General features: G+C 49.2%; 25 protein-coding genes. 21 read left to right on the top strand and 4 right to left on the bottom strand.

Annotated elements, in window-relative coordinates; all coding sequences use genetic code 11:
* Positions 1 to 19: 19 nt before the first annotated feature.
* Complete coding sequence (locus tag AC3WQT_RS07105) at positions 20 to 592, bottom strand: helix-turn-helix domain-containing protein (protein ID WP_423022116.1); 573 nt, start codon at positions 590 to 592, stop codon at positions 20 to 22.
* A 209-nt stretch (positions 593 to 801) separates the two neighbouring features.
* On the opposite strand from AC3WQT_RS07105, the gene kbl reads away from it, so the two are divergent.
* Genes kbl through AC3WQT_RS07090 form a run of 3 tightly spaced genes read left to right on the top strand, consistent with a single transcriptional unit; the run spans position 802 to position 4416 of the window.
* Entirely contained in the window at positions 802 to 2007 is a 1206-nt protein-coding gene (gene kbl / locus AC3WQT_RS07100; RefSeq protein ID WP_492703090.1) for a glycine C-acetyltransferase, read from the top strand.
* Between the two features lie 9 nt (positions 2008 to 2016).
* Entirely contained in the window at positions 2017 to 2997 is a 981-nt protein-coding gene (locus tag AC3WQT_RS07095; RefSeq protein ID WP_492703088.1) for an NAD-dependent epimerase/dehydratase family protein, read from the top strand.
* Between the two features lie 36 nt (positions 2998 to 3033).
* Positions 3034 to 4416 (top strand): L-serine ammonia-lyase, encoded by a 1383-nt coding sequence (locus tag AC3WQT_RS07090; RefSeq protein ID WP_492703086.1) that lies wholly within the window; start codon positions 3034 to 3036, stop codon positions 4414 to 4416.
* 35 nt (positions 4417 to 4451) lie between these two features.
* Here AC3WQT_RS07090 and AC3WQT_RS07085 read toward each other — a convergent pair whose 3' ends face one another.
* Both AC3WQT_RS07085 and AC3WQT_RS07080 read right to left on the bottom strand, forming a co-directional pair.
* Positions 4452 to 6833, bottom strand: coding sequence for a TonB-dependent receptor (locus tag AC3WQT_RS07085; protein WP_492703085.1), 2382 nt, complete (start codon positions 6831 to 6833; stop codon positions 4452 to 4454).
* Between the two features lie 271 nt (positions 6834 to 7104).
* The gene (locus AC3WQT_RS07080) at positions 7105 to 9174 is read right to left on the bottom strand and encodes a prolyl oligopeptidase family protein (RefSeq protein WP_492703083.1); all 2070 of its coding nucleotides are present in this window, start codon (positions 9172 to 9174) and stop codon (positions 7105 to 7107) included.
* Between the two features lie 225 nt (positions 9175 to 9399).
* Between AC3WQT_RS07080 and AC3WQT_RS07075 the strand changes: the two genes are divergently transcribed.
* Together AC3WQT_RS07075 and AC3WQT_RS07070 are read left to right on the top strand one after the other, a co-directional pair.
* Positions 9400 to 9714, top strand: a complete 315-nt coding sequence (locus tag AC3WQT_RS07075) for a hypothetical protein (protein WP_492703082.1) — start codon at positions 9400 to 9402, stop codon at positions 9712 to 9714.
* A 124-nt stretch (positions 9715 to 9838) separates the two neighbouring features.
* The gene (locus AC3WQT_RS07070) at positions 9839 to 10177 is read left to right on the top strand and encodes a hypothetical protein (RefSeq protein ID WP_492703080.1); all 339 of its coding nucleotides are present in this window, start codon (positions 9839 to 9841) and stop codon (positions 10175 to 10177) included.
* A gap of 50 nt (positions 10178 to 10227) precedes the next feature.
* On the opposite strand, the gene AC3WQT_RS07065 is transcribed toward AC3WQT_RS07070, so the two are convergent.
* Positions 10228 to 10674 (bottom strand): Lrp/AsnC family transcriptional regulator, encoded by a 447-nt coding sequence (locus AC3WQT_RS07065; RefSeq protein WP_492703079.1) that lies wholly within the window; start codon positions 10672 to 10674, stop codon positions 10228 to 10230.
* A 174-nt stretch (positions 10675 to 10848) separates the two neighbouring features.
* Here AC3WQT_RS07065 and AC3WQT_RS07060 point away from each other — a divergent pair, with 174 nt between their 5' ends.
* From AC3WQT_RS07060 to AC3WQT_RS06985, 16 genes are all read left to right on the top strand, one after another.
* A complete protein-coding gene (locus AC3WQT_RS07060; RefSeq protein ID WP_492703077.1) occupies positions 10849 to 11940 on the top strand; it encodes a saccharopine dehydrogenase family protein in 1092 nt (363 codons plus the stop codon).
* A 153-nt stretch (positions 11941 to 12093) separates the two neighbouring features.
* Positions 12094 to 13605: an L-piperidine-6-carboxylate dehydrogenase gene (gene amaB / locus AC3WQT_RS07055; RefSeq protein ID WP_492703075.1), complete on the top strand. Its 1512-nt coding sequence runs from the start codon at positions 12094 to 12096 to the stop codon at positions 13603 to 13605.
* A gap of 123 nt (positions 13606 to 13728) precedes the next feature.
* Positions 13729 to 14025: a helix-hairpin-helix domain-containing protein gene (locus tag AC3WQT_RS07050; RefSeq protein ID WP_492703074.1), complete on the top strand. Its 297-nt coding sequence runs from the start codon at positions 13729 to 13731 to the stop codon at positions 14023 to 14025.
* 103 nt (positions 14026 to 14128) lie between these two features.
* On the top strand, positions 14129 to 14611 hold the full coding sequence (gene iscR, locus AC3WQT_RS07045) for a Fe-S cluster assembly transcriptional regulator IscR (protein WP_492703072.1): 483 nt from the start codon (positions 14129 to 14131) through the stop codon (positions 14609 to 14611).
* Positions 14612 to 14627: 16 nt separating this feature from the next.
* Positions 14628 to 15881 (top strand): IscS subfamily cysteine desulfurase, encoded by a 1254-nt coding sequence (locus AC3WQT_RS07040; protein WP_492703071.1) that lies wholly within the window; start codon positions 14628 to 14630, stop codon positions 15879 to 15881.
* A 56-nt stretch (positions 15882 to 15937) separates the two neighbouring features.
* Positions 15938 to 16333 (top strand): Fe-S cluster assembly scaffold IscU, encoded by a 396-nt coding sequence (gene iscU, locus AC3WQT_RS07035; protein WP_186951509.1) that lies wholly within the window; start codon positions 15938 to 15940, stop codon positions 16331 to 16333.
* Between the two features lie 68 nt (positions 16334 to 16401).
* Positions 16402 to 16725, top strand: coding sequence for an iron-sulfur cluster assembly protein IscA (gene iscA, locus AC3WQT_RS07030; RefSeq protein ID WP_110253627.1), 324 nt, complete (start codon positions 16402 to 16404; stop codon positions 16723 to 16725).
* A gap of 11 nt (positions 16726 to 16736) precedes the next feature.
* Positions 16737 to 17240: a Fe-S protein assembly co-chaperone HscB gene (hscB, locus tag AC3WQT_RS07025; RefSeq protein WP_492703070.1), complete on the top strand. Its 504-nt coding sequence runs from the start codon at positions 16737 to 16739 to the stop codon at positions 17238 to 17240.
* Between the two features lie 74 nt (positions 17241 to 17314).
* Complete coding sequence (hscA, locus tag AC3WQT_RS07020; RefSeq protein ID WP_492703069.1) at positions 17315 to 19180, top strand: Fe-S protein assembly chaperone HscA; 1866 nt, start codon at positions 17315 to 17317, stop codon at positions 19178 to 19180.
* Between the two features lie 67 nt (positions 19181 to 19247).
* Entirely contained in the window at positions 19248 to 19586 is a 339-nt protein-coding gene (gene fdx / locus AC3WQT_RS07015; protein ID WP_422952628.1) for an ISC system 2Fe-2S type ferredoxin, read from the top strand.
* A 55-nt stretch (positions 19587 to 19641) separates the two neighbouring features.
* A complete protein-coding gene (iscX, locus tag AC3WQT_RS07010) occupies positions 19642 to 19836 on the top strand; it encodes a Fe-S cluster assembly protein IscX (protein WP_492703067.1) in 195 nt (64 codons plus the stop codon).
* A gap of 265 nt (positions 19837 to 20101) precedes the next feature.
* Positions 20102 to 21715 (top strand): sensor histidine kinase, encoded by a 1614-nt coding sequence (locus tag AC3WQT_RS07005; RefSeq protein ID WP_492703065.1) that lies wholly within the window; start codon positions 20102 to 20104, stop codon positions 21713 to 21715.
* Between the two features lie 166 nt (positions 21716 to 21881).
* Positions 21882 to 22676, top strand: coding sequence for a thymidylate synthase (locus tag AC3WQT_RS07000; RefSeq protein ID WP_492703064.1), 795 nt, complete (start codon positions 21882 to 21884; stop codon positions 22674 to 22676).
* A 17-nt stretch (positions 22677 to 22693) separates the two neighbouring features.
* On the top strand, positions 22694 to 23176 hold the full coding sequence (locus AC3WQT_RS06995; protein ID WP_492703063.1) for a dihydrofolate reductase: 483 nt from the start codon (positions 22694 to 22696) through the stop codon (positions 23174 to 23176).
* A 7-nt stretch (positions 23177 to 23183) separates the two neighbouring features.
* Positions 23184 to 23753, top strand: a complete 570-nt coding sequence (locus tag AC3WQT_RS06990) for a DUF4337 domain-containing protein (RefSeq protein WP_492703061.1) — start codon at positions 23184 to 23186, stop codon at positions 23751 to 23753.
* A gap of 16 nt (positions 23754 to 23769) precedes the next feature.
* The gene (locus AC3WQT_RS06985) at positions 23770 to 24558 is read left to right on the top strand and encodes a MipA/OmpV family protein (protein WP_492703059.1); all 789 of its coding nucleotides are present in this window, start codon (positions 23770 to 23772) and stop codon (positions 24556 to 24558) included.
* Positions 24559 to 24589: the final 31 nt, after the last annotated feature.

Below are 24589 nucleotides of genomic sequence, written 5' to 3'. Positions count from 1 at the left end.
TCAGCATCGCCGTTGAGCGCTATCGATGAATAACCACCAGCAAAGCTTTGGCCTCAGTTTTACCCAGATTACGTATGGCATGATTCTTGTCAGCGTTATAACGTGCGGTTGCCCCCAGTTTCAGCTTTTTGCATACGCCATCGACTTCAACCTCAACACTGCCATGCAGTAAAGTGAGATGCTCGGATGCTCCAGGGTCATGAGAATTCGACACCAGCGCACCACCCGGTGCCAGCGTCAACTCATACCACTCATATTTACCCGCCAGTTCCATAGGGCCAAGTATACGCAGGATATAACCCGCATGTTCACCCGGCAATGTAGGTGTTTCATGCGATTCCAGTACCCGTATCGTGTCCAGCTTGGGTGATTCTGATGACAACAGCTCCGCGATACTGACACCCAGGGCATTTGCCAATCTCCATGCAACGGCTATAGTGGGATTAGCCTTTTCTCTTTCTATTTGGGACAGCATGGACTTTGACACGCCAGCGGTGCGCGACAAATCCTCCAGCGTCAGGCCACGCTCCAGACGCATTTTTTGCAAAGTCGCGCCCACTTCTGGCGGGGTATTGGGTAAAACTTTTTTCATAGAGACTCTTGCATCAGTAAAAAAGCTAGCTTAATATTCGATATATCGAACTTTAGTTCTAGATATTGAATTATTCAACTATTTTAGAAATTTCCAACAATAGTGTAACAGTGCCATTGAAACGCAAGCATGAAATTGCCAGTGATTAAGTAATAATTGGCTGAAAACATTCAATCCGCACAGCAACACAACAGCAATCAGGGGACATCATGAGCCAGAACACTTCCAGGACAAACTTCATCAGCAATTTGGCTGGCAATCTGGACAATTTACGCGAACAAGGTCTGTACAAGCCAGAACGCGTGATCGCATCCCGCCAGGGTTCTGAAGTCACTTGCGATGATGGCCGCAAGCTCATCAATTTGTGCGCCAACAATTACCTGGGCTTGTCTGGTGATGAATCCATGGTTCAGGCATCCATCGCGGCGACTGAGCAATACGGGTACGGTCTATCCTCTGTACGCTTTATCTGCGGTACACAAACAGTCCACAAGCAACTCGAAAAAGCACTGTCGAGCTTTCTCGGCACAGAAGACTGTATTCTGTATGCAGCCGCATTTGATGCCAATGGTGGCGTATTTGAGCCTTTGTTTGATGAAAATGATGCCATCATCTCTGATGCGCTGAATCATGCCTCCATCATTGACGGCATACGCCTGTGCAAGGCAGCACGTTTCCGTTATACCCATAACGACATGGCTGACCTGGAAAAACAATTGATCTCCGCTGCTGACAAGCGTCACCGCATCATCGTGACTGACGGCGTGTTCTCCATGGACGGCACGATAGCCCAGCTCGACAAAATTTGCGACCTGGCTGACAAATATGATGCACTGGTCATGATAGATGAATGCCACGCATCCGGCTTCATGGGCGCAACTGGTCGCGGCACTCATGAACACCACAATGTATTGGGTCGCATTGATATCATCACAGGCACATTAGGGAAAGCACTGGGTGGCGCCATGGGTGGTTTCACAGCAGCACGCAAGGAAGTGATAGATACCTTGCGTCAAAAGTCCCGGCCTTACCTATTTTCGAATACTCTCGCGCCTTCCATAGCGGGTGCCTCGCTATCTGTTTTGGAACGTCTGTCCAATTCCACCGAGCTGCGTGACCGCCTGCATGCGAATACTGCGCATTTCCGCCGTGAAATTGAGACTTTAGGCTTTACCATCAAGCCAGGCACCCATCCTGTCGTCCCCGTCATGCTGTTTGATGCTCCAGTTGCGCAGAAATTTGCTGCACGCCTGTATGAGCTTGGTGTATTAGTGACAGGCTTCTTTTACCCAGTGGTACCGATGGGCCAAGCCCGGGTACGCGTACAACTGTCTGCCGCACATACGACTGAACAATTAAATACTGCCCTGGCTGCATTTGCTCAGGCTGGCCGCGAATTAAACATCATTAAGTAAGGGATATCCATGGAACGTATATTAGTGATCGGTGCCAATGGCCAGATCGGCAGCGAGTTGGTAGAAGCACTGGCAAACCAGCATGGCGTCAATAATGTCATCGCCGCTGACATCAGGTCAGAGAGCCTGTATGGCGCAAAAATCTATGAAGTCATTGATGTATTAAATACAGAAAGACTGGCGCAAGTCGTCGCTCAATACGATATTACCCAGGTCTACCAACTGGCAGCCATGCTGTCAGCTACGGGTGAACAAGCACCATTGAAAGCCTGGACCCTGAACATGGATGGCCTGCTCAATATCCTGGAACTTGCACGTGTCCGCAATGAAGCTGGTAAACCCCTGAAAGTATTCTGGCCATCATCGATTGCTGCATTCGGTCCGAACACGCCACCAGTCAATACGCCACAATATACGGTAATGGACCCCAGCACCATTTACGGCATCAGCAAACTGGCAGGCGAACGACTGTGCGAATATTACTTCCAGAAGTATGGTGTTGATGTACGCAGCATACGTTACCCAGGTATTATCAGTTATAAGTCCCCTCCAGGCGGCGGCACCACAGACTATGCGATAGCTATTTTCCACTCAGCTCTGCGTGGCGAAACCTATGAATGTTTCCTGGGGTCAGAAACCAGTTTGCCAATGATTTACATGCCAGATGCCATACGTGCCACCATTTCATTGATGGATGCGCCAACGGCCAAACTTTCTATACGTTCTTCCTATAATGTTGCAGGTTTAAGCTTTAATCCACGGGAATTAGCGTTTGCAATCAAACAAAATTTGCCTGCATTTGACATACACTACGCGCCTGACAGCCGTCAGGCAATCGCCGCATCCTGGCCACAGAGCCTGGATGACGCCGTGGCGCGAGCCGACTGGGGCTGGCAAGCACAAGTAGGCCTGCAACAACTGGTGGAAGACATGCTGAAAAATATTCGTGTCGATCAAAAGGAGTTAAAGGGATTAAGTCAGGCCGCATAAATAATTATCAGAGACTAGTAAAAAAGAGGTGAATTGATGGACATGCGAGTATTCGAGTTATTTAAAATAGGCGTGGGTCCGTCCAGTTCCCATACGGTTGGCCCCATGCTCGCGGCCCGCCGTTTTTTACTTGAATCTGCCGATCTGTATAAAGCATCGAAAATACAAGTCGCCCTGTATGGCTCACTCGCATTAACTGGCCATGGCCATGCGACTGACAAAGCAGTTTTGCTAGGCTTGATGGGCGAGACCCCACAGGATGTCGCTCCCGAAAGTGTCGACGAAAAACTCACCAACCTGGCAACCTCAGGAAAATTGAATTTATTGGGTGAGTACCCCGTCAAGTTCGATACCGCCACCGATATTCTGTGGTTTAAGCAAGAAGTCTTGCCGGGTCACCCCAATGGCATGAAATTCATACTGACGCGCAATGACGGCAGCAGTTTTGAAAAAATTTATTACTCTACCGGTGGTGGCTTCATTTATTCGGCAGAAGAACTGGAGAATACCGATAGCGCTGAAAATACAGACAAGAAACCCCTGCCCTATCCTTTTGCAACCATGGCAGAACTGCTGGCCCATGGCAAGCGTACGGGCTTATCCATTACGGACATGTTGCGCGCCAATGAAAATGTCTATTGCACCGATGAAGAACTGGATGCAGGCTTGGATAAAATCTGGGCAGTCATGAAGGGCTGTATTTCACGTGGTCTGCAAACATCCGGCGAATTGCCTGGCGGTTTGCACGTCAAGCGCCGCGCCGCCAAATTATGGCGCGCCGCCAATGAAACTGCCGACGTATTGCCGCATGATGGCCTGCACCGTGTCAGTCTGTATGCCATGGCAGTCAATGAAGAAAATGCTGCTGGTGGCCGCGTCGTTACTGCACCAACCAATGGTGCAGCTGGCATTATCCCGGCAGTGTTGCGCTATTACGCAGAAGACTGCAAACCCAGCCACCCGGAACAAGGTATACGCAATTTCATGCTGGCAGCGTCTGCCATAGGTATGCTATGCAAAACCAATGCTTCCATTTCTGGGGCTGAAATTGGTTGCCAGGGCGAAGTTGGCGTGGCATGCGCCATGGCTGCAGCGGGCCTGACTGCTGCTTTGGGCGGCACCAATGAGCAAATCGAATCAGCCGCTGAAATTGGTATTGAGCATCACCTGGGCATGACTTGTGACCCTATTGGTGGGCTGGTGCAAATCCCCTGTATAGAACGCAATGGCATGGGCGCGGTCAAGGCGATTACTGCCGCTTCGCTGTCTTTGCGCAGTGATGGCACACATCATGTCAGCCTGGATGACGTGATAGAAACCATGCGCGCAACCGGCTTTGACATGCAGGCTAAATACAAGGAAACCTCATTAGGTGGCTTGGCCGTGCATGTGGTTACCGTTAACTACGCAGCCTGCTAATATCTCGAAGTCAAATGAAGCACTGCAACAGTGCTTCATTCCTTGGCCTTGACTCCAAAACTATAACGCACGCCCAGCCATATCATTCGTGGCGCGCCTGGAGTGTAAAAAGTCGTTCCTTTGCTGTCAGAATTGCTGTAACCACCATTGGCGGCGATTGCATATGGACCAAGCTGTCCAGCCGTGTAATAACGCCGATCAAACAGATTGCTGACATTGACAGAGAATTTCCATTGCGGGTTTGGTCTGTAGCCCGCAGACAGGCCGACTACTGCATACCCTGACATATTACCCGACCCCAAATTTGTCAGTCCATCAGGTACATGAGCATTGTTTTCATTACCCCGCACAAAACTCTTGCCAACAGCCAATACTTCAATGCCTGCCGAGATTTGTGCATTGAATTCATAATTTACATTGGCTTTAAAAATTTGCTGAGGGATCAGCGGCATCTGGTCTCCGGGCTTGACGCTGATATTGGCACTGGCATTTGCCAGGTTGTTATTTTGCGAACCCAGGATATCTGCACTCTGGTAACTTGCTTTCATCCAGGTATAGTTCAGTCCATAACTGAAATTATCCTGATTGCTTGCAATGCCTGCCTCAAATCCTTGCCGCCTGGTTTGCCCAAAGTTCTTGAAATAACCAGTTGCAGTAGAATTGGCCACGAACAGGATGTCATCTTCGTTTGTTCCTCTGAAAACACCTGCGTTCCATACAATCTTTCCTGGCAACTTGCCACGCAGGCCAGCTTCCCATGTTTTCGAAATGACCTGCTTTAATGCCGGGTCACCCGCCATTGAATTTGGCAAGCGACAGCCAAAGTCAGGGTCAGCACAGCCCAGTTCTATGGAAGTTGGCGCCCTGCTGCCCTCGCTGTAACCTGCATAGATATTCAAGGCGGGATTTGCCACATAACTAACACCAACAGCTGGATTAAAACGCCTGAAAACATGATCCCCATCCAGAGAACCGCGCTGAGCGCCCTTGGTAGTGGCGTTGTTATAGGGATAGAGTCGGTCAGTATTTTTTAGCCTGGTGTTATTGTAACGAGCGGACACCGTCAAATGCCAGGCGTCTGCCAACGTCAGGGTGTCACTACCAAACATGCTCCAGGTTCTTGTTTGCCCATCCAGATTGACGCGCTGGTCGAAAGCATTTTCAGAATTTTGTGTGCCGTCTGCATAAGCATTGACGGCAGTGATGCTGTGATCAGGGTTCAGGTAGCCAAACTGGCTGGCCTGATTAAAGCTGGTGCGACTGGCATCATAAGCAGCACCGAAGACCACATGGTTACTATATCCAGGCGCTTTGCTTAGTGAACTCAATTGCGCGCTGAGGCCATAATTTTGCTGGCGGGTGCTGGCATTGGTAATAATGCCCGTGCATTTTTCGTTGGGCTCAGTATTCGTCCCTGCCTGGGCAATACAGCGCAAACTGGGGAAGGAAAAAGTAGAACTTGTCCTGCTGTTGCTGCTTTCAATCACCGGATTATAAGCATGCGCCAGCAACCAGTTCTTGTCCGCCGTTTGACCAGTGTAATACAGGGATTCACCTAGAGCCTCCTCGTTCAGGTCACCGTTCGTGGTGGCAGTATGGGTGCTGCGGTAGTAGGCATTTCCCGATAATTGCAAAGTGCCAACAAGATTAGTTCTGGCTTCCACGTTGACAAAACTGGCCCGGTTTTTTGTCACATCTGGCAGGGTGAACACGCTGGCATAGCGATTGTCCAGTAACTGTTGCTCCTGCGATCCATTACCGGTCATCTCGCTGCTAGCCCATGCATAGCCAAGCTTGAGTTCGCTTTTGTTGTCATGCCAGCCCAGCTTACCAAAGAATTGCCTGAGTTTTGATGGTGAAACATCCCGCCAGCCATCTTCCTGATAATTATTGGCGGTAAAGTACCAGTCCAGGCCTTGCTGATTTGCCCCACCATGCTCAATGCTAACATTGCGACGTGCGTATGAGCCTGCACCTAGCTCCAGCGAAGTTGCAGCATCATGTCGGCCATCTTTGGTTTGCAGCGATAAAGTACCGCCAAGTGTATTGAGGCCGAATAAAGGGTTCGATCCCGACATCAGCGTCACGGAAGAAATAGCAGATTTTGGAATCAAATCCCACATCACTACATCGCCAAATGGCTGATTCAAACGCACACCATCCTGATAAACAGATAATCCTTGCGGGGTTCCTAATAATGGCGATGCCGTGTAGCCACGGTAGTTTACGTCATTCATAAAAGGATTGCCCTGCACATCATTGACATGCACGCTACCCAGATAGCGATTGAAGAAATCAGCGATATTTAGTGCCCCGCTCTTCTCCATGTCCTTGCTATTGGCAGTCTGTACGGAGGCCGGGATTTGTTGCTTGCTTAAACCTGTACCAGGCAAGGCGGTGATGCCTATGATTTCCACTGGGGGGCTAATGATTATTTCAGTTGCAGCCCTTGCCTGATTAGCAAGACTGAAAAAAAATAAGGCAAAAACACAGAAAAGGGGACTGGGAATAGGCAAGGAATCCATGGCTCCACAAATTTATCATTCTCATAATTTCAATGTAGATAATACAATAAATGTGATATAGACAAAAAAATATCACCCCAAGTGTAGCCTTGGGGTGATATTAGTAACATTGGCAGCTTGCGGACAAGCTACCGAAGACGAAGTTGATGATCGCAGTGCTAATTCAGGGCATCAGAGAAAAGCCCTTTTGCCCGGTCTGCCATAGCAAGAATGCCCAATTGTCAGCTTGTTCCGCGAGTGCATCGTACTTCCAGGCATTGGCAAAGTCGGTACGGAATAGTGCTGGCCTGGATTTCTTGGCGTTAGCTACCTGCAAGCGGGTAATAAATTTACTACTCATCCAGATCGGCGTATCAGCAATACCAAAACGGGCAGAGATAAGGGTTGCAGGATAAGACTGACCATCACGCAAGTTCATGTAGGGATTGGCACTTGCAAGCCTGGTTTTATCTGCAGCAGTCATTTTTTTGGATTTACCAACATTGAGCGATTCAGACTGTATGGCCGCACTTTGTGCAGCCGCAAATAAATCCGGGCGCTGACTGATAACTTGCGCCAACCAGCGTTTACCCGGACTTGGCTCTTGCGTGACCAGCTTCCCGGAACTTGTATAGCCTTCACTCACCAGATAATCAGCTGCTGCAAGAAACTCATCAAGGCCATCATTAGTGTTTTTTTGCTTAAGATTCTCATTTGCAGGGACATAGACAATCGCCATCACAGCATCCTGCTCCAGCCAGGCCAGGCGCAAGGCATCGAACTTCGCCAACTTCGACAAACCAGTACCAGTTTCCATGGTCAGCAATAATGGATGCTTACCATCAAGCTCCATACCTTGCGGGTATAACAGCGTCAACGCAATTTGTTTATTGCTGCCCGGTTTCGTGATGTTCAGGTTTTTGCTGGCGACGCGATGAAAGCCAACTTGCGGCGAACGGAAAACTTCTACATTCCTGATTTGCCCACCGGCTAAAGCGCGATAAGATAGCGGTGCTGCATTTGCAGCTTCCAATACAAACAAGGCACCATCTGTTTCTGCATCGGCATTCAGCTCACTGACACGGCCAGAGTAAGGCAAAGCCAGCTCTTCTTTTTTCCCACCATCCAGCTCCATCTTGATGAGCTTGCTATAGCCCGCCTCAGCAACATGGACATACAAAGCATTTTTTGCTACTGCAATATCCAGCAATTCATCGCTACTGGCAGACAGTATTTCCTTTGCCATGTTCAATTGTAGGGTTTTTAAATCCAGCTTCAGGATCGCTCCTGTGCTCTTCTTTTTGCTTGATAGCAGATAAAGCTGTTCACCTGTCAGCCAAGCATTCCTGAGTTTGTCTGTTGGCGCAGCCAATCTTTGCCAGGCAGTTGCCGCCCCCTTTAGCTGGTCTTGCTTGACCAGATACAAGCTACGATCCTGGCTTTGCCCATGCTGAACCTCGGCCAACAGATAAGAAGAATTCATGCTGCTTTTGATTGTCACCACATCGCTGGCTGCAAACCTCCGGTTCTTGCTGACGCCTGGGCCTATCAAAGGCGTATCAGTTTCCAGCTTGCTTCCCAATACATGTTGCCAGATCGCGCCACGATCGGCACCAGGTTTGACTGGAGACTTACGATAGTAAATAACAGTCGAATCAGGTTTCCAGGCAATTTCCTTACTGTCAGGCGCGATCGTATCCAGATTATCCTTGAGCATGCTTGCATCATTCGTCTTGATAATACGCAAACTATGCCGCTGGCGTCCGCTACTCAACAAATCGACAGCAACCATGCTACCATCCAGAGCAGGCGTAAAAAACCCTATGCCCTGCCCTGGCTCTGTCAACAGCAGCAGGCGCTCGGCACTGGTGGCAGCGTTACGCATGAATAACTGCTGCCGATTATCGGCCGTAGTGCGGGTAAAAAACTGCATGCCACGCACTTCGATCAACCTGCCCGCACCGAATTCTGTACTTTGCAAAACCTTGAGACGCTTCAGCAAGGTATCGCGCCCGCTGATACGTGCCAGTACCGCATTGCTAAAATCTGTCTGTCTCTTCATCCAGGCGCGGACTTGCGCGTCACTTAAGGACTCCAGAAACCGGTACGTATCAACCGCTGCTTCTGCTTGCCCGGTAGCCACCTGCTTGGGTAAGGCCGGGTAATCACCCCAGGCTTGCAACTGAGCATAGGCAAATACAGGCCAAATGCCGAGTATCAATAAAAACTGTTTTATATTCTGTTTTGCTAGCATGCCGGCTCCAAGCCTCTATTTCCTGACAGGACTACAGTATCCCTCACACCTGCATAAAATTGCAAAAATCACCTGCTTTTTTAGGACAGGCTTCACTGCTCATGTTTCAATTCTTGAATTTCGTCCCCTGCTTTCTGCATTTCATCGCAAACGCATGGCAAGCACAGGGCAACTTGCTTAAAGTGCTTACATCGCAAGACCACATGAAGAACCTGGGAGAAAAAAATGAATATCGTCAAGAAAACCAATTTAACACTCTTAACCATTTGCGTATTTGCTGCTACCATAGTGCCAGTGGCTACATATATTAATAAACTTGCTGCAAAAACAAGTATCGCCACAGTCACAATAACAGCGCAAAGACTGACAGAACAACAGAAGATAGCTTTTGATGTCGAACAAGTTGGTAACACGATGCAAACTGTCTTCATTGCAGCGAAACGCCTCAGCACTGAAGAAAAATTCGCACTTGACCAGCAAGACAGACAAACTCAACAGGCAAAAGTGCGTGTACATAAAAAACCGCAATTGCTTGTTTAACATCTCCTATCATCCAAAAGATTTACTTTTGCAAGAATTGGCATAAAGCTCACTCACAGCTTATTGAGTGTTTGTAGTAATAATGGTTTTGACACCCGCAGCACTTATTAATTTGCAGGCAATCATGTTAAAAAAATCTATTTTCTTGTGCGTGCTATCCTCCACCTTGTTGGCTGGCATCGCTTTTTCACAAGATTTTATGTTTGCACCTTCTATTCCTACCCAGAATGAAGATCAGGACAAGACAACAGAAGTGATGCAAGAAGCGCCAGCGCAAACACCGGCAAGCCCCGCCCCATTGCAATTGGACAGAAGCGGAGTTGACCGCGCATCCGTGCATTTACAAATACTGCAGCAATCGAATCAGCGCTTTACTGACAATCCGCAACCAGTACCTGCTGCGGCTAAAAAGACAGCATCAGAAGATAAGAAATCACAAGCAAAGTCGGCCAGCAGTACTTAATCCTTCCCCGGTCATCCCGGATATTGCCTTATTCGGGTACATCTCCATTCCTACAGCGCTCCTCGATCTATCCTTTTACTTAATATGACCGAGGTGGAAGTCTGTCTGACGCCATCGAGTGCCCCGATCTGATCGAGCAACTTGTCCAAGGTTTCTGTATTACTACAGCGCAAGGTCAGCATATAGTCGATTGCACCACTGACTGCGCATAGCGTCTCAGTTTCAGGCAATTGCTGCAAATATTTAATCAAACCAGCCGCATAACGCGCCTCTACCGACAGGCCCACATAGGCCCTGACAGCCGGCTGCACCATTTTCTGGTTCAACTTCAGACCATAGCCGGCAATGACGCCACGCTTCTCCAGCGCAGCAATACGGGCGATCACGGTAGTTCTCGCTATACCCACTGATTTCGCGATACTGGTGACTGGCAGGCGGGCGTTATCCATCAACAAAGCCAGGATTTTGTCATCTATCTCATCAAGATCAGGTTTCATATCGTCATTTTGTCTAATTATTTAGACATATTATCTCGTAAATACACAATATGACGATAACTTTGCTGCTATTAACTGACAAAACTAGGGCCTAGACTTCAGTATCAATCTTATATTTTCATTTGCAACTCATTTGCAACTCATTTACAACACAAATAGATACTGGAGACAAACATGACAACCAAACTAATACTTCTGGGTGCAGGCAAAATTGGCGATGCGATTCTCAATTTGCTGTCTCACACTGGCGATTACGAAATCACAGTAGCAGACCGTGACCCGGAACGCCTGAAATATGTAGAACAAGCCGGCTTTCCCAATACCCGCATCGTCCAGGCTGACCTGGGTGATAAAGCGGCAGTCACCGAGTTGATACGCGGTCATAAAGTCACCATGTCCGCCTGCCCTTATTTTTTGACACCTATCATCGCTGGCGCAGCACGTGAAGCCAATTCCCATTATTTTGATTTGACTGAAGACGTGGAAAGCACACGCATCGTCAAGCAGCTGGCTGAAGGTGCCGATTGCGCCTTCGTACCACAATGCGGCCTGGCACCAGGATTTATCTCCATTGTGGCAAATGATGTTGCCAAGCGTTTTGAAAGCCTGCGCGATGTCAGCATGCGCGTTGGTGCCCTGCCTACCTTCCCTAACAATGCACTGAAATACAACCTGACCTGGAGCACGGACGGTCTGATCAATGAATATTGCAATCCTTGCGAAGCGATTGTTGATGGCGAATTGCGTGAAACCGCAGCCTTGGAAGAAATCGAGCATTTCTCCCTCGATGGCATAGATTACGAAGCCTTCAATACCTCCGGCGGCCTTGGCACTTTGTGCGAAAGCCTGGAAGGCAAAGTACAAAACCTGAATTACAAGACAGTGCGCTATCCAGGTCACCGCGATATCGTCAAAGTACTGATACGCGACCTGCAACTGGGCAAGCTGGAACGCCGCCCTATCTTGAAAGAAGTCATGGAAACCGCTATCCCCATGACCAAGCAGGACGTGGTACTTGTGTTTGTCAGTGTCGTCGGCATGCGCGATGGTCGCCTGGAGCAAGAATCCTACGCCAAGAAAATCTATGCCCAAAAAGTCAATGGCCAATTGCTGTCCGCCATACAATTGACAACTGCCTCTGGCATTTGCGCCATGGTTGATCTGGTGGTTACAGGCAAATTGCCGCAACATGGTCTAGTGCGTCAGGAGCAAGCTGTTCTTGCTGACTTCCTTGCAAATCGTTTTGGTCAATACTACGCCGCGTAATCAGCTGGTATTGCTGAACTGGGCACAAGATCGCTGCCAGCGCTACAATTACGTACAATACGGCCACTGGCATTAAGCCCATCCAATAACCCAATAAAGGCAGGCTTTCCAAAAGAAAGTCTGCCTTTATAAAAACGTACCGAGGCAAACAAGATGGAAAACACCACTTTGCAAGCAATCCTGAAAGAGCTTGATATCAATTTAAGCGATTATCAGGGCAGCGACATACACAGCATTTCTCCTATAGATGGCAAAAACCTGGCCAGCCTGCGCGCTGACACTGCAGCGGAAGTAAAACAGCGTGTAGATCGCGCCCATGCAGCATTTTTGCAATGGCGCAATGTGCCAGCACCGCGTCGTGGCGAGCTGGTGCGCCTGTTTGGTGAAGAACTGCGCACGCACAAGCTGGCCCTGGGTCAACTGGTGACGCTGGAAGCAGGCAAAATCCTGCAAGAAGGCCTGGGCGAAGTACAGGAAATGATCGATATTTGTGATTTCGCAGTTGGTTTGTCACGCCAACTGTATGGCCTGACTATTGCCTCTGAACGTCCTGGCCATCGCATGATGGAACAATGGCATCCTATAGGCGTAGTTGGCGTGATTTCCGCTTTCAATTTCCCTGTCGCCGTCTGGGCCTGGAATGCAGCACTGGCCTTTGTCTGCGGCAATAGTGTTACATGGAAGCCATCTGAAAAAACCCCGCTGACAGCCATCGCTACTCACGCCCTCTTCATGAAGGCAGTTGCCCGCTTTGGCAGCGATGCCCCGACTGGCCTGGCAGAATTGATTATCGGTGGACGCGATACTGGCGCACAAATGGTAGAGGACAAGCGCATCGCTCTGGTCAGCGCCACTGGCAGCACCCGCATGGGTCGTCAGGTTGCTGAAGTCTGCGCCAAGCGTTTGACTCGCACCATCCTTGAACTGGGTGGCAATAACGCGATGATAGTTGCTCCTAGTGCAGATCTGGAAATGGCTGTCCGTGCCATCACCTTCTCTGCTGTTGGCACTGCCGGACAACGCTGCACTACCCTGCGCCGCTTGTTCGTACATGACAGTATTTATGACACACTGGTACCACGTCTGAAAAAAATCTATGCTGGTCTGCCAGTCGGCAATCCTCTGGAAAAGACCACGCTGGTCGGCCCATTGATTGATGCAGGCTCTTTTGATGCCATGCAAAGCGCTTTGGCAATTGCCAAATCAGAACAAGGCCAGGTATTTGGTGGCGAGCGCACAGTCGTTGCTGGCAATGAAAATGGCTACTATGTCAGCCCGGCTCTGGTAGAAATGCCAGGTCAAACGGCGTCCATGCACCACGAAACATTTGCGCCCATCATGTACATCGTGCGTTACAAGGATTTGCAGCAAGCCATCAGCTTGAATAACGAAGTACCACAAGGTTTGTCGTCTTCGATCTTCACTACAGATATGCGCGAAGCTGAGACCTTTGTTTCTGCTGCTGGCAGCGACTGCGGTATCGCCAATGTCAACATCGGGCCTTCCGGCGCAGAAATTGGTGGCGCGTTTGGTGGAGAGAAAGAAACTGGCGGTGGTCGTGAATCTGGCTCTGACGCATGGAAAGCCTATATGCGCCGCACAACCAATACCTTCAATTACAGCAATTCATTGCCGTTAGCACAAGGCATCAGCTTTGATATTTGATCCAGATCAAATGTATTAGCTTCAAAAGACCGCCGAATGGCGGTCTTTAACTTTATAGCGTTGAGAATTCGTTTTACAATTTCCCATTCAGGAACGCGTTTGGCAGGAACAGCAAAAAGATTTATGAAAAAAACACTTACTTGCACAGACATCAAACACTTGGAACAGTTACCAAATGTCGGCAAGGCAACGGTTGCCGACTTACAGCTACTGGGCATTACTGAGCCACAGCAGTTAAAAGGACGCAACCCCTACCAGATGTACGACGAACTTTGTGCCGCAACCAAAGTCAGGCATGACCCCTGTGTCTACGACGTTTTCATTTCCATAGTAAAATTCATGGATGGTGAGCCACCTCTGGCCTGGTGGCACTACACTGCAGAGCGCAAAGCTCATCTTGCATCCCCCTCCTTACTATAAGCCTATTCCTGACAAGATTACTCAAGTTTGTTATACTTGACTAAAATGCTCAACAACTCAGGGCATTCAGCTTTTTCTTGCGTGGAGTACCCCGGAGTAATATATGCGACTGACCACCAAAGGACGTTTTGCCGTAACGGCAATGATAGACCTGGCTCTGCGCCAGGATAAGGGACCAGTGACTTTGGCCGGTATCAGCCAACGTCAGGACATTTCCCTTTCCTATCTTGAGCAATTGTTTGGGAAACTGCGTCGCCATGAAATCGTTGAATCCGTGCGTGGACCTGGCGGCGGCTACAATCTTGCCCGCAAGGCGCAAAATGTTACCGTTGCCGACATCATCATTGCAGTTGATGAGCCCCTTGATGCAACGCAGTGCGGTGGCAAAGGCAATTGTCATGGCAGCGACCATGAAAATGGCCTGCACTGCATGACACACGACCTGTGGGCGACGCTGAACGCCAAAATGGTCGATTACCTGGACTCTGTTTCCCTCCAGGACCTGGTCAATCAGCAAAGACAGAAAGCATCAGAAAACCATGTAGTCGTCATGCACCATACGCATGTCAGCCACATTGCCTCTTGAATATTTGGAGTTTTGAATGAACGCCCCCTTGGAAAAAAGCCTGCTCGACACCTTGAAGTCACCGCACTTCCCTATCTACATGGATTATTCGGCGACGACGCCGGTTGACCCACGTGTTGCTGACAAGATGATTCCATTCCTGCGTGCGCAGTATGGTAATCCGGCTTCGCGTAGCCATATGTATGGCTGGGATGCCGAAAAAGCTGTAGAAGATGCGCGCGCCCAAGTGGCTGACCTGGTCAATGCTGATCCGCGTGAAATCATCTGGACTTCCGGCGCGACGGAAAGCAATAACCTGGCACTCAAGGGTGCTGCAAACTTCTACAAGGCCAAGGGCAAGCACATCATCACGGTAAAAACCGAGCATAAAGCTGTATTGGATACCGTACGTGAACTGGAGCGCCAGGGTTTTGAAGCCACTTATCTACAACCAGGTGATGATGGCTTGATCACGGTAGAACAGTTGAAAGCAGCTATCCGACCAGACACCATTCTCGTGTCCGTCATGTGGGTTAATAATGAAATTGGCGTCATCCAGCCTATCGCTGAAATTGGTGAATTGTGCCGTGAAAAAGGTATCGTATTCCATTCAGATGCAGCTCAGGCCACTGGCAAGGTGCATATTGACCTGGAAAATATCAAGGTTGACCTGGTGTCTTTCTCGGCCCATAAAACTTATGGCCCAAAAGGCATAGGCGCGCTGTATATCCGCCGCAAACCGCGCGTACGTCTGGAAGCGCAAATGCACGGTGGCGGCCACGAACGCGGTTTCCGCTCTGGCACACTGGCTACGCATCAAATCGCTGGCATGGGTGAAGCTTTCCGCATTGCCAAAGAAGAAATGGAAAGCGAGCTGGCACACGTCCGCACTATGCGTGACCGCCTGGCAAAAGGTCTGCAAGAAATTGAAGAAACCTATGTCAATGGCGACATGGAACACCGTGTACCGCACAACCTCAATGTCAGCTTCAATTATGTTGAAGGCGAATCCCTGATCATGGCAATCAAAGATATTGCAGTGTCGTCCGGCTCTGCATGTACCTCTGCCAGCCTGGAACCATCATATGTACTGCGCGCACTGGGTCGCAGCGATGAACTGGCGCACAGCTCAATACGCTTTACCATCGGCCGCTTCACAACAGAAGAAGACATCGACTTTACGATAGACCTGCTGAAAACCAAAGTTGCCAAGTTGCGCGAATTGTCGCCACTCTGGGATATGTACAAGGACGGTATCGATATCTCCACTATCCAGTGGGCCGCGCATTAATTTATATTCATTGCGCATTTGAAAAACGTAATTAAGAAATATCAAGGAGTATCAAAATGGCTTATTCTGAAAAAGTGTTGGATCACTATGAAAATCCACGTAATGTCGGCGCCTTTGAAAAAGGTGATGACACCGTAGGTACCGGTATGGTCGGCGCACCAGCTTGCGGCGACGTCATGAAATTGCAAATCAAGGTAGGCGCTGATGGCGTTATCCAGGATGCGAAATTCAAAACTTATGGTTGCGGCTCTGCAATTGCCTCCTCTTCCCTGGTGACTGAATGGGTCAAGGGCAAGACGCTGGATCAAGCCCTGGAAATCAAGAACACGGCAATTGCTGAAGAACTGGCACTGCCACCGGTCAAGATTCACTGCTCCATCCTGGCGGAAGATGCGATCAAGGCTGCTGTGCTCGATTACAAAAACAAGCACAGCGCCGAACAAAGCGCCTGAAACTAGTTTCAAGATTCGTTTCAAGAAAACCGGCAACAAAAGTTTAGTAGCAAAAAACTGGAATAAATATGGCTATCACACTCACAGAAAAAGCGGCAAAACATGTGACCCGTTATATGGAACGTCGCGGCAAAGGCATAGGCCTGCGCTTTGGGGTACGTACAACCGGCTGCTCAGGCATGGCTTACAAGCTTGAGTATGTGGATGAAGTCGGCAACGACGACCAGATTTTTGAATCGCACGGCGTCAAGGTATTTGTTGACCCTAAAAGCCTGCCTTATATTGATGGTACAGAGCTGGACTTTGCCCGCGAAGGCTTGAACGAAGGCTTTAAATTCTACAACCCCAACGTCAAGGACGAATGTGGTTGTGGCGAAAGTTTCAGGATTTAAGGCTGGCGCAGATGCAGAATCATTTTGAGCTGTTTCAGTTACCGCAGCAGTTTGCACTTGATCAGGGACAACTGGATGCAGCTTATCGTGAGGTGCAGAATCAGGTGCATCCGGACAAGTTCGTGCAAGCCAGTGAAGCTGAAAAACGCGTCGCCATGCAATGGGCAACCAGGGCCAACGAGGCGTATCAAACATTGAAAAAACCGCTGAAACGCGCACGCTATCTATGTGAATTGCAGGGTGTGGACCTACAGACAGAATCCAACACCTCCATGCCTGGTGCGTTTTTGATGCAACAGATGGAATGGCGCGAATCCTTTGATGACGCACGCCAGGATAATAATGAAGCTGCCTTGCTACGCCTGGAGCGCGAACTGAATAGCGCCTTAAGAACGCAATTGCATACGGTTGGCAACTCGATAGACCTGGGAAACTTTGAAGAAGCTGCGCTGCAAATCCGCACCTGCATGTTTCTGGAAAAATTTATTGCCGATATCGCTGCTCTCGAAGAGTAATTTCAAATAACCCGGTAAATGCGGCTATGCCGGTTTGCCATTTTTTAGATGCTTAGCCATCCCCCCATTTCATCATGGCATTACTGCAAATTTCTGAACCTGGCATGTCCACAGCTCCACACCAGCACAGGTTGGCAGTAGGCATAGATCTGGGCACCACCAATTCCCTGGTTGCAACCGTACGCAATAGCATCCCTGAAGTATTGAATGATGAAGAAGGTCGCCCGCTGCTGCCTTCGGTTGTACGTTATCTGCCGAATGGTCACGCGCATATTGGCTTCAAGGCCCAGGCCGAGCAAAGCAATGATCCACGGAATACGATAGCTTCAGTGAAGCGCTTCATGGGCCGTGGCTTGAAAGACATCGCCTATGCTGAAAACCTGCCTTACGATTTTCATGATGAACCTGGCATGGTGCAAATCAAAACCGTGGCTGGCATCAAGAGCCCTGTAGAAGTATCAGCGCAAATTCTGGCCACTTTACGCCAGCAGGCAGAAGACGCACTGGGCGATGACCTGGTTGGTGCAGTCATTACCGTTCCCGCTTATTTTGATGATGCGCAAAGACAGGCAACCAAAGATGCAGCCAAACTGGCTGGCCTGAATGTCTTGCGCCTGCTAAATGAACCTACTGCAGCAGCAATTGCCTACGGCCTCGACAATTCATCAGAAGGCATCTACGCCGTCTATGATCTGGGTGGCGGCACCTTCGACATTTCCATTTTAAAAATGAGCAAGGGTGTATTTGAAGTCTTGTCCACCGGTGGCGACTCTGCACTGGGTGGCGATGATTTTGATCACCGCCTTTTTTGCTGGATATTGCAAGAATCAAAACTTGCGCCTTTGTCTGACGAAGATACCAGTGCACTGATGGTGAAAGCGCGCGAAGCCAAGGAAATTTTGTCCAGCAAGCCCAGTACTTTTATTGATGCAAAGCTCAATTCTGGCGAATCCGTGCATTTGCAAATCAGCGCAGCAGCATTTGCCGAAATGACGCAAAACCTGGTAACGAAAACGACTACGCCTTGCCGCAAAGCCCTGCGCGATGCCAGCCTGACAGTGGATGATATCGACGGCGTGGTATTGGTTGGCGGTGCAACCCGCATGCCACATGTACGCAAGGCTGTCGGTGAGTTCTTCCAGACTACACCCTTGGCCAATATTGATCCCGACAAGGTAGTGGCACTTGGCGCCGCGATACAGGCCAATCTGCTGGCAGGCAATCGCGCCCCTGGTGATGACTGGTTGCTGCTGGATGTGATCCCACTGTCGCTGGGTGTGGAAACCATGGGGGGCCTCGCTGAGAAGGTCATTCCGCGCAATTCCACCATCCCCTGCGCTCGCGCACAAGAATTTACTACCTTCAAAGATGGACAAACCGCCATGGCTATCCATGTCGTGCAAGGCGAACGTGAGCTGGTCAGCGAATGCCGCTCGCTGGCGCGCTTTGAATTGCGCGGCATTCCTGCCATGGCTGCCGGCGCTGCACGCATACGCATCACTTATCAGGTCGATGCCGATGGACTGCTTTCAGTTTCAGCACGTGAACTGCGCTCAGGCGTAGAAGCAGCGATTACCGTCAAGCCATCCTATGGCCTGGCCGATGACGAAATCACACGCATGCTCCAGGATTCTTTCACCTCGGCAGATGCAGACATGCAAGAACGTGCATTGCGTGAAGAAGGGGTGGAAGCCGAACGTATTTTGCTGGCCACCCAATCTGCCTTGAACGGCGACGCCCAATTGCTGAATGATGCAGAGCAAGAACAGATCAAAGCATTGATGGATCAGGTCATCAAACTGAAGGATGGCAAAGATCATCAGTTACTCCACGCTGCCATCACTGCACTCGCCGACGGCACGGAAGAATTTGCTGCACGTCGCATGGATCAAAGCGTGCGCAGTGCATTGGCCGGAAAAAAACTGGATGAGATTACCTGAGCGATATTACCTCATACCGATCCAGACAACATTAAACATATTGAAATAGCCAGATTACGAGAACAACATGCCACAAATTATTGTCTTGCCACACCCCCAGCTTTGCCCAGAAGGAACCGTTATTGATGCGCCGGAAGGCAAATCACTGTGCGAAGCCTTGGTTGAAAGCGATGTGGAAATCGAGCATGCCTGCGAAATGTCTTGTGCCTGCACCACTTGCCATGTGGTCGTGCGCGAAGGTTTTAATTCATTGAATGAATCTACTGATGATGAAGAAGACTTGCTCGATGCTGCCTGGGGACTGGAAGCAACTTCACGCCTGTCCTGCCAGGTCAAACTGGGCAAGCAAGATATCACCATCGAAATCCCCAAATACACCATCAACCACGCGCGTGAAAATCACTGATCATTAAGCATTTCTTACGCACCTGCCCTTAGCATTTGTAAAAGTGGAGCTCAACATGAAATGGACTGATACCTTCAGAATCGCCGAAGCACTTTGCGATAAATTCCCTGGCGTTGACCCACTGACGGTACGCTTCACTGACCTGCACAACTGGGTCGTCGATCTGGAAGAATTTGATGACGACCATGCACGCGGTGGCGAGAAGATACTTGAAGCCATACAAATGGCCTGGATAGACGAAACCAAATAACTCCGGATACACCCTTCCTGCAGGCGCACTCCAACCACCGCTTCAAATAACAATTTGCCCATTTTTGGACATTTGGACACACAGAGTGAACACTCAAGAATCATAACTTGCTGAAACGCAAAAAACCTTTTAGTATTTTAGAATTGTTTGTGCGATCATCGAGCGTAATTATCCATGTCTGATCTGTAAATGAATGTCTGGTGAGAAAATGCATTCTGCACCGCCTGACTATACCCTCCGGGAAGTGTTGCACAAGGACCTCGCAATGCAGTTTCGACATCTTTTATCTGCACTACGCAGCCGAATCACGCTAAGGTTGGCGATTATTCTGGCTGTTGTATTCGGATTGACCGTCCCCGCTGCCATACTCATTCCTTATCACCTGCATACGATAGAAACTGCGGCCCAGCTCAGGAACGCAGAAGACCATAATCGCCTGGTCGAAATCCTTTCCGTCATCTTGAGTGAACCTCTGTGGCAAATCACGCCCGAGATTGCCAATATCTCCAGCGAAGTGGTGTATTCCGACCCCAGGGTAGCAACCATAGAAGTCATCACCCTGCCCGACCGCAAGGAATTCATCAAGAACGACACCAGGAAAAAGACCCAGAAAGGTCCTTTCACCAGTATGGTCAGAGAGATCAAGCATGGTGGACAGGTAATAGGTCAAGTAAGACTTACCCTTGCTGAAGACTTGCTGCAAGAAAGCCTGGCATCTGATTTCCGGCGTTATGTCACCACAGCTGTGCTTTCACTGATATTGGCTATCCTGTTTATTCTGGTGGTATTGCAATGGCGCCTGGTTCAGCCAGTCAGGATACTCATGGGTGAATCTGACCGGTTGGCAAATGGTGAACTGAATGACCCTATTGCCTTGAACCGTGAAGATGAACTGGGCCATCTGGCAACCAGTCTGGAAGCCACTCGTCAGGCCTTGCAAAGGTCTTTTGGCGAGCTGGAAATCAAGAATCAGCAATTGCTTGAATACTCAGGCACGCTGGAATCCAAGGTGCGTCAGCGCACGCAAGAGCTGGAAACTGTCAATCAAAATCTGGAAGCTGCCCTGAATAACGTGAATTCAGCACAGGCAGAACTGGCTCGGGTCGAGCGCATGGCAGCACTGGGTTCCATGGTGGCAGGTGTGGCGCATGAATTGAATACTCCGCTAGGTAATTGTCTGCTGGTTGCCAGCACCCTGGAAGAAGAAACCCGTAATCTGGTCAGGATGGTAGAAGAAGGCAAGATGAAACGCTCTGACCTGACACGTTATGCAACCACGGCGGTAGACTCCACTAAGTTGTTGTTGCGCGGCCTGCAGCAATCTGCCCATCTGGTTGGCGACTTCAAGCAAGTGGCAGTTGATCAGTCCAGTGCCCAGCGTCGGCAATTTGCCTTGCTGGTCATGTTGCAGGAACTCACTGCCCTGCTGCATTCAAGCTTACGCAAAACCCCCTTTACACTGGAACTTGATATCCCTGGCGAAATACAGCTGGACAGCTACCCGGGTCTATTAGGCCAAGTTTTTACCAATCTGGTTAATAATGCAGTGGCTCATGGACTGGAAGGACGTGAAGAAGGTCATATGCGCTGCACTGCCACACAATTAGGTGAGTACGTCATCATCATTTTTGAAGACAACGGCAAAGGTATTTCGGCAGAGATTATCAACAGGATATTCGAACCCTTCTTTACCACCAAATTTGGCCAGGGCGGTAGTGGCCTGGGTCTGAGCATTACTTTCAATATCATTACCAATGTGCTCGGCGGCAGCATTCATGCAAGCAGTGTAGTTGGCCAGGGAACCAGATTTGAAATCAAATTACCACTGGTAGCGCCAGGCGAGCCTGAATCCAGCAATCCTCTACTGAGCAAGCGCTAAACCAAAAAACTGCTCCGCAAAAGTCTGGCCTACGCATACTTCAGGCCAGACTACTCAGATTACTTACAATGCAATCAAGTGTTTTCTCTTGCCCTAAGGTATACTATTGCCTTAGCAAAGATAGCAACTCAAGATAGCACTTCTACATAGCAATTTATTAAGTACCATGCACCAATACCTTGACTTCATGCGCCATGTGAAAGAACACGGCACTCAAAAAACCGACAGAACCGGCACTGGCACAGTGTCTGTCTTTGGTTATCAGATGCGCTTTGACTTGAGCAAGGGTTTCCCTCTGGTGACAACCAAGAAGCTACATCTCAAGTCCATTGTCCATGAACTCATCTGGTTTTTGGCGGGCTCCACCAATATTAAATACCTGACCGACAATGGCGTCTCGATCTGGAATGAGTGGGCAGATGCCAATGGTGACCTTGGCCCGGTCTACGGTTCACAATGGCGCAACTGGCCTACGCCAACAGGCGAGCACATAGACCAGATCAAACAGGTCATTGATCAGATACGCAATAATCCTGATTCTCGCCGCCTCATTGTCTCTGCGTGGAATGTCGCCGACATCCCGCAGATGAAACTGCCGCCCTGCCACATGATGTTCCAGTTCTATGTCGCCGACGGCAAGCTGTCCTGTCAGTTATATCAGCGCAGTGCCGATATCTTTTTGGGTGTGCCTTTCAATATCGCATCCTATGCCTTGCTGACTCATATGGTAGCGCAACAGACTGGTCTGGAAGTTGGTGATTTTATATGGACTGGTGGTGATTGCCACTTGTATTCCAATCACATGGACCAAGTTAACGAACAGTTATCACGTAGCACTTTGCCACTGGGTCAATTGGTCATCAAGCGCAAACCTGAATCCATCTTTGATTATCAATTTGATGATTTTGAGTTTGCCAATTACCAGTTCCATCCCGCGATCAAAGCGCCTGTTGCAGTTTAAGTCCTGGATTCATGAACATGTCATCTTTAAGTATTATTGTTGCAACCGATTCCAAGCTGGGTATAGGCGTGGATAATAAATTGCCCTGGCATTTGCCGGAGGATCTTGCCCATTTCAAACGCACCACCAGCGGCCACGCCATCATCATGGGCAGAAAAACGTTTGAATCCATAGGCCGGGCATTGCCTGACAGGCGCAATATTGTAGTTACGCGTAATAATGAATGGCAGCATGCTGACGTAGAAACCGTGACTTCACTTGATGCTGCCCGCGCTTTGCTGAATGATGACTTGGCCTACATTATTGGTGGGGCAGAGATTTATCAGCAAAGCATGGACTTGGCCAATGAACTGGTCGTGACTGAGATACAACAGGAATTTGCATGTGATGCTTTTTTCCCTGCGATCAATCCGCTACTATGGAAAGAGACAAAGAGAGAAAAACATTACTCTGAAGCAAAAAATTTACACTTTGCATTTGTCACTTATAAAAAGATTTAGGATTACTATGTCAGGACACGGGTTTCACGTACACGGGCCGCATGATCATGAGCTGGAGCATGCAGCCCACGGCAATGATGATTTCGCCAGCAAAATCGCAGTGATGACTGCCATTATGGCAACTGTAGGTGCCTTGTTTGGGTACGAAGGTGGTGCGACACAAAATGATGCCGCCATGTTCAAGAATGATTCTGCCATTAAAAAAACAGAAGCATCGAACCAATGGAATTATTATCAGTCCAAATCCAGCAAGCAAAATCTGGCTGAGCTGGCAATGGTTATCCCTGGCTCTGATGCTGCAAAATACAAAGCAGAAGTTGAGCGTTATAAGCTAGAAAAAGAAGATATCAAGAAAAAAGCTGAGGCATTGGAAAAAGAAAGCCTGGCCTGGGAAAAAAAATCCGAAGAAGCCTTACATCAGCACCATCGCTGGGCCCAGGCGATGACAGCTGTGCAAATTGCCATATCCCTGGCAGCAATCACTTTGCTGACCAAGAAAAAGTGGTTGCAATATGCCTCATACGGCGTGGCTGGAGTTGGTGTAGTACTGGCGGGACTTGCTGCACGCCATATATAACAAAGACGAGAACATAATGAAAAAAATACTCGGTATCACATTGTTGGCGATGGCCTGCTCCGCAGGGGCGCAGACCTCACAATTTGTGCAACTGGTTCCCACTAGCTACCTGCCCAAGGATGTAAATTTTTCTCTGGGTGCCGCTGCGCTCAGTCTGCCTAAATATACTGGTTCCGATGAGCGTCGCCTGGCTGCTTATCCCATGTTTGATGCGCAATGGAAAAATGGTGCGTTCTTCAGCGCCGTTAATGGTCTTGGCTATAATTTCTCAAAGAACGCCAGTCTGCAGTACGGCCTGCGTATGTCGCTGGAAGCCGCACGTGATGAGTCCCGCTCCAGCAAATTGCGTGGCTTGGGTGATGTCAACATGGCAGTTGAACCCGGTGCCTTCCTCAATTACAACATAGACCAGAACTTTTCTCTGGCATCGTCTGTACGTTATGGTTCCGGGGTGGATCACAATGGCGTACAAGTCAGCTTTGGCGCGCGTGCAACTACCTTGCTGAGCCCACAACACAGGCTATCTGCCAGCATCGGTGCCAACTGGGTTAATTCTGCCTATATGCAGTCTTACTTCGGCGTGACGGCGGCACAATCTCTAGCTAGCGGTTATGCGCAGTACACCCCATCCTCAGGTATCTCTGACATCAAACTTGGTGCCAGCTGGCATTGGAATATCGACAATAACTGGTCACTGACTACTGGCGCATCGGTGAGCCGCCTGAACGGCGATGCTGGCAGAAGCCCATTTGTGTTCCAGAAAAATCCTGTCACCATCTTTTCTGCAGCAAGTTATCGCTTCTGACGACTATTATTGCAATATTCATCACAAAAAG

This window comes from Undibacterium sp. FW305-107, assembly GCF_058788535.1.
The sequence above is the reverse complement of the archived record's forward strand: the minus strand, read 5'-3'. Positions and strand labels throughout refer to the sequence as shown.

What these genes read in the sequence shown, in the direction of transcription:
- AC3WQT_RS07000 (WP_492703064.1), top strand. Translation starts at nt 21,882, where the DNA reads ATGCACCAATACCTTGACTTCATGCGCCATGTGAAAGAACACGGCACT.
- iscA (WP_110253627.1), top strand. Translation starts at nt 16,402, where the DNA reads ATGGCTATCACACTCACAGAAAAAGCGGCAAAACATGTGACCCGTTAT.
- iscX (WP_492703067.1), top strand. Translation starts at nt 19,642, where the DNA reads ATGAAATGGACTGATACCTTCAGAATCGCCGAAGCACTTTGCGATAAA.
- AC3WQT_RS06985 (WP_492703059.1), top strand. Translation starts at nt 23,770, where the DNA reads ATGAAAAAAATACTCGGTATCACATTGTTGGCGATGGCCTGCTCCGCA.
- AC3WQT_RS07105 (WP_423022116.1), bottom strand. Translation starts at nt 592, where the DNA reads ATGAAAAAAGTTTTACCCAATACCCCGCCAGAAGTGGGCGCGACTTTG.
- AC3WQT_RS07060 (WP_492703077.1), top strand. Translation starts at nt 10,849, where the DNA reads ATGACAACCAAACTAATACTTCTGGGTGCAGGCAAAATTGGCGATGCG.
- fdx (WP_422952628.1), top strand. Translation starts at nt 19,248, where the DNA reads ATGCCACAAATTATTGTCTTGCCACACCCCCAGCTTTGCCCAGAAGGA.
- AC3WQT_RS07005 (WP_492703065.1), top strand. Translation starts at nt 20,102, where the DNA reads ATGCAGTTTCGACATCTTTTATCTGCACTACGCAGCCGAATCACGCTA.
- AC3WQT_RS07070 (WP_492703080.1), top strand. Translation starts at nt 9,839, where the DNA reads ATGTTAAAAAAATCTATTTTCTTGTGCGTGCTATCCTCCACCTTGTTG.
- AC3WQT_RS07050 (WP_492703074.1), top strand. Translation starts at nt 13,729, where the DNA reads ATGAAAAAAACACTTACTTGCACAGACATCAAACACTTGGAACAGTTA.
- AC3WQT_RS07090 (WP_492703086.1), top strand. Translation starts at nt 3,034, where the DNA reads ATGGACATGCGAGTATTCGAGTTATTTAAAATAGGCGTGGGTCCGTCC.
- AC3WQT_RS07065 (WP_492703079.1), bottom strand. Translation starts at nt 10,674, where the DNA reads ATGAAACCTGATCTTGATGAGATAGATGACAAAATCCTGGCTTTGTTG.
- hscA (WP_492703069.1), top strand. Translation starts at nt 17,315, where the DNA reads ATGGCATTACTGCAAATTTCTGAACCTGGCATGTCCACAGCTCCACAC.
- AC3WQT_RS07095 (WP_492703088.1), top strand. Translation starts at nt 2,017, where the DNA reads ATGGAACGTATATTAGTGATCGGTGCCAATGGCCAGATCGGCAGCGAG.
- AC3WQT_RS06995 (WP_492703063.1), top strand. Translation starts at nt 22,694, where the DNA reads ATGTCATCTTTAAGTATTATTGTTGCAACCGATTCCAAGCTGGGTATA.
- iscR (WP_492703072.1), top strand. Translation starts at nt 14,129, where the DNA reads ATGCGACTGACCACCAAAGGACGTTTTGCCGTAACGGCAATGATAGAC.
- AC3WQT_RS07080 (WP_492703083.1), bottom strand. Translation starts at nt 9,174, where the DNA reads ATGCTAGCAAAACAGAATATAAAACAGTTTTTATTGATACTCGGCATT.
- AC3WQT_RS07075 (WP_492703082.1), top strand. Translation starts at nt 9,400, where the DNA reads ATGAATATCGTCAAGAAAACCAATTTAACACTCTTAACCATTTGCGTA.
- hscB (WP_492703070.1), top strand. Translation starts at nt 16,737, where the DNA reads ATGCAGAATCATTTTGAGCTGTTTCAGTTACCGCAGCAGTTTGCACTT.
- AC3WQT_RS06990 (WP_492703061.1), top strand. Translation starts at nt 23,184, where the DNA reads ATGTCAGGACACGGGTTTCACGTACACGGGCCGCATGATCATGAGCTG.
- AC3WQT_RS07040 (WP_492703071.1), top strand. Translation starts at nt 14,628, where the DNA reads ATGAACGCCCCCTTGGAAAAAAGCCTGCTCGACACCTTGAAGTCACCG.
- iscU (WP_186951509.1), top strand. Translation starts at nt 15,938, where the DNA reads ATGGCTTATTCTGAAAAAGTGTTGGATCACTATGAAAATCCACGTAAT.
- kbl (WP_492703090.1), top strand. Translation starts at nt 802, where the DNA reads ATGAGCCAGAACACTTCCAGGACAAACTTCATCAGCAATTTGGCTGGC.
- amaB (WP_492703075.1), top strand. Translation starts at nt 12,094, where the DNA reads ATGGAAAACACCACTTTGCAAGCAATCCTGAAAGAGCTTGATATCAAT.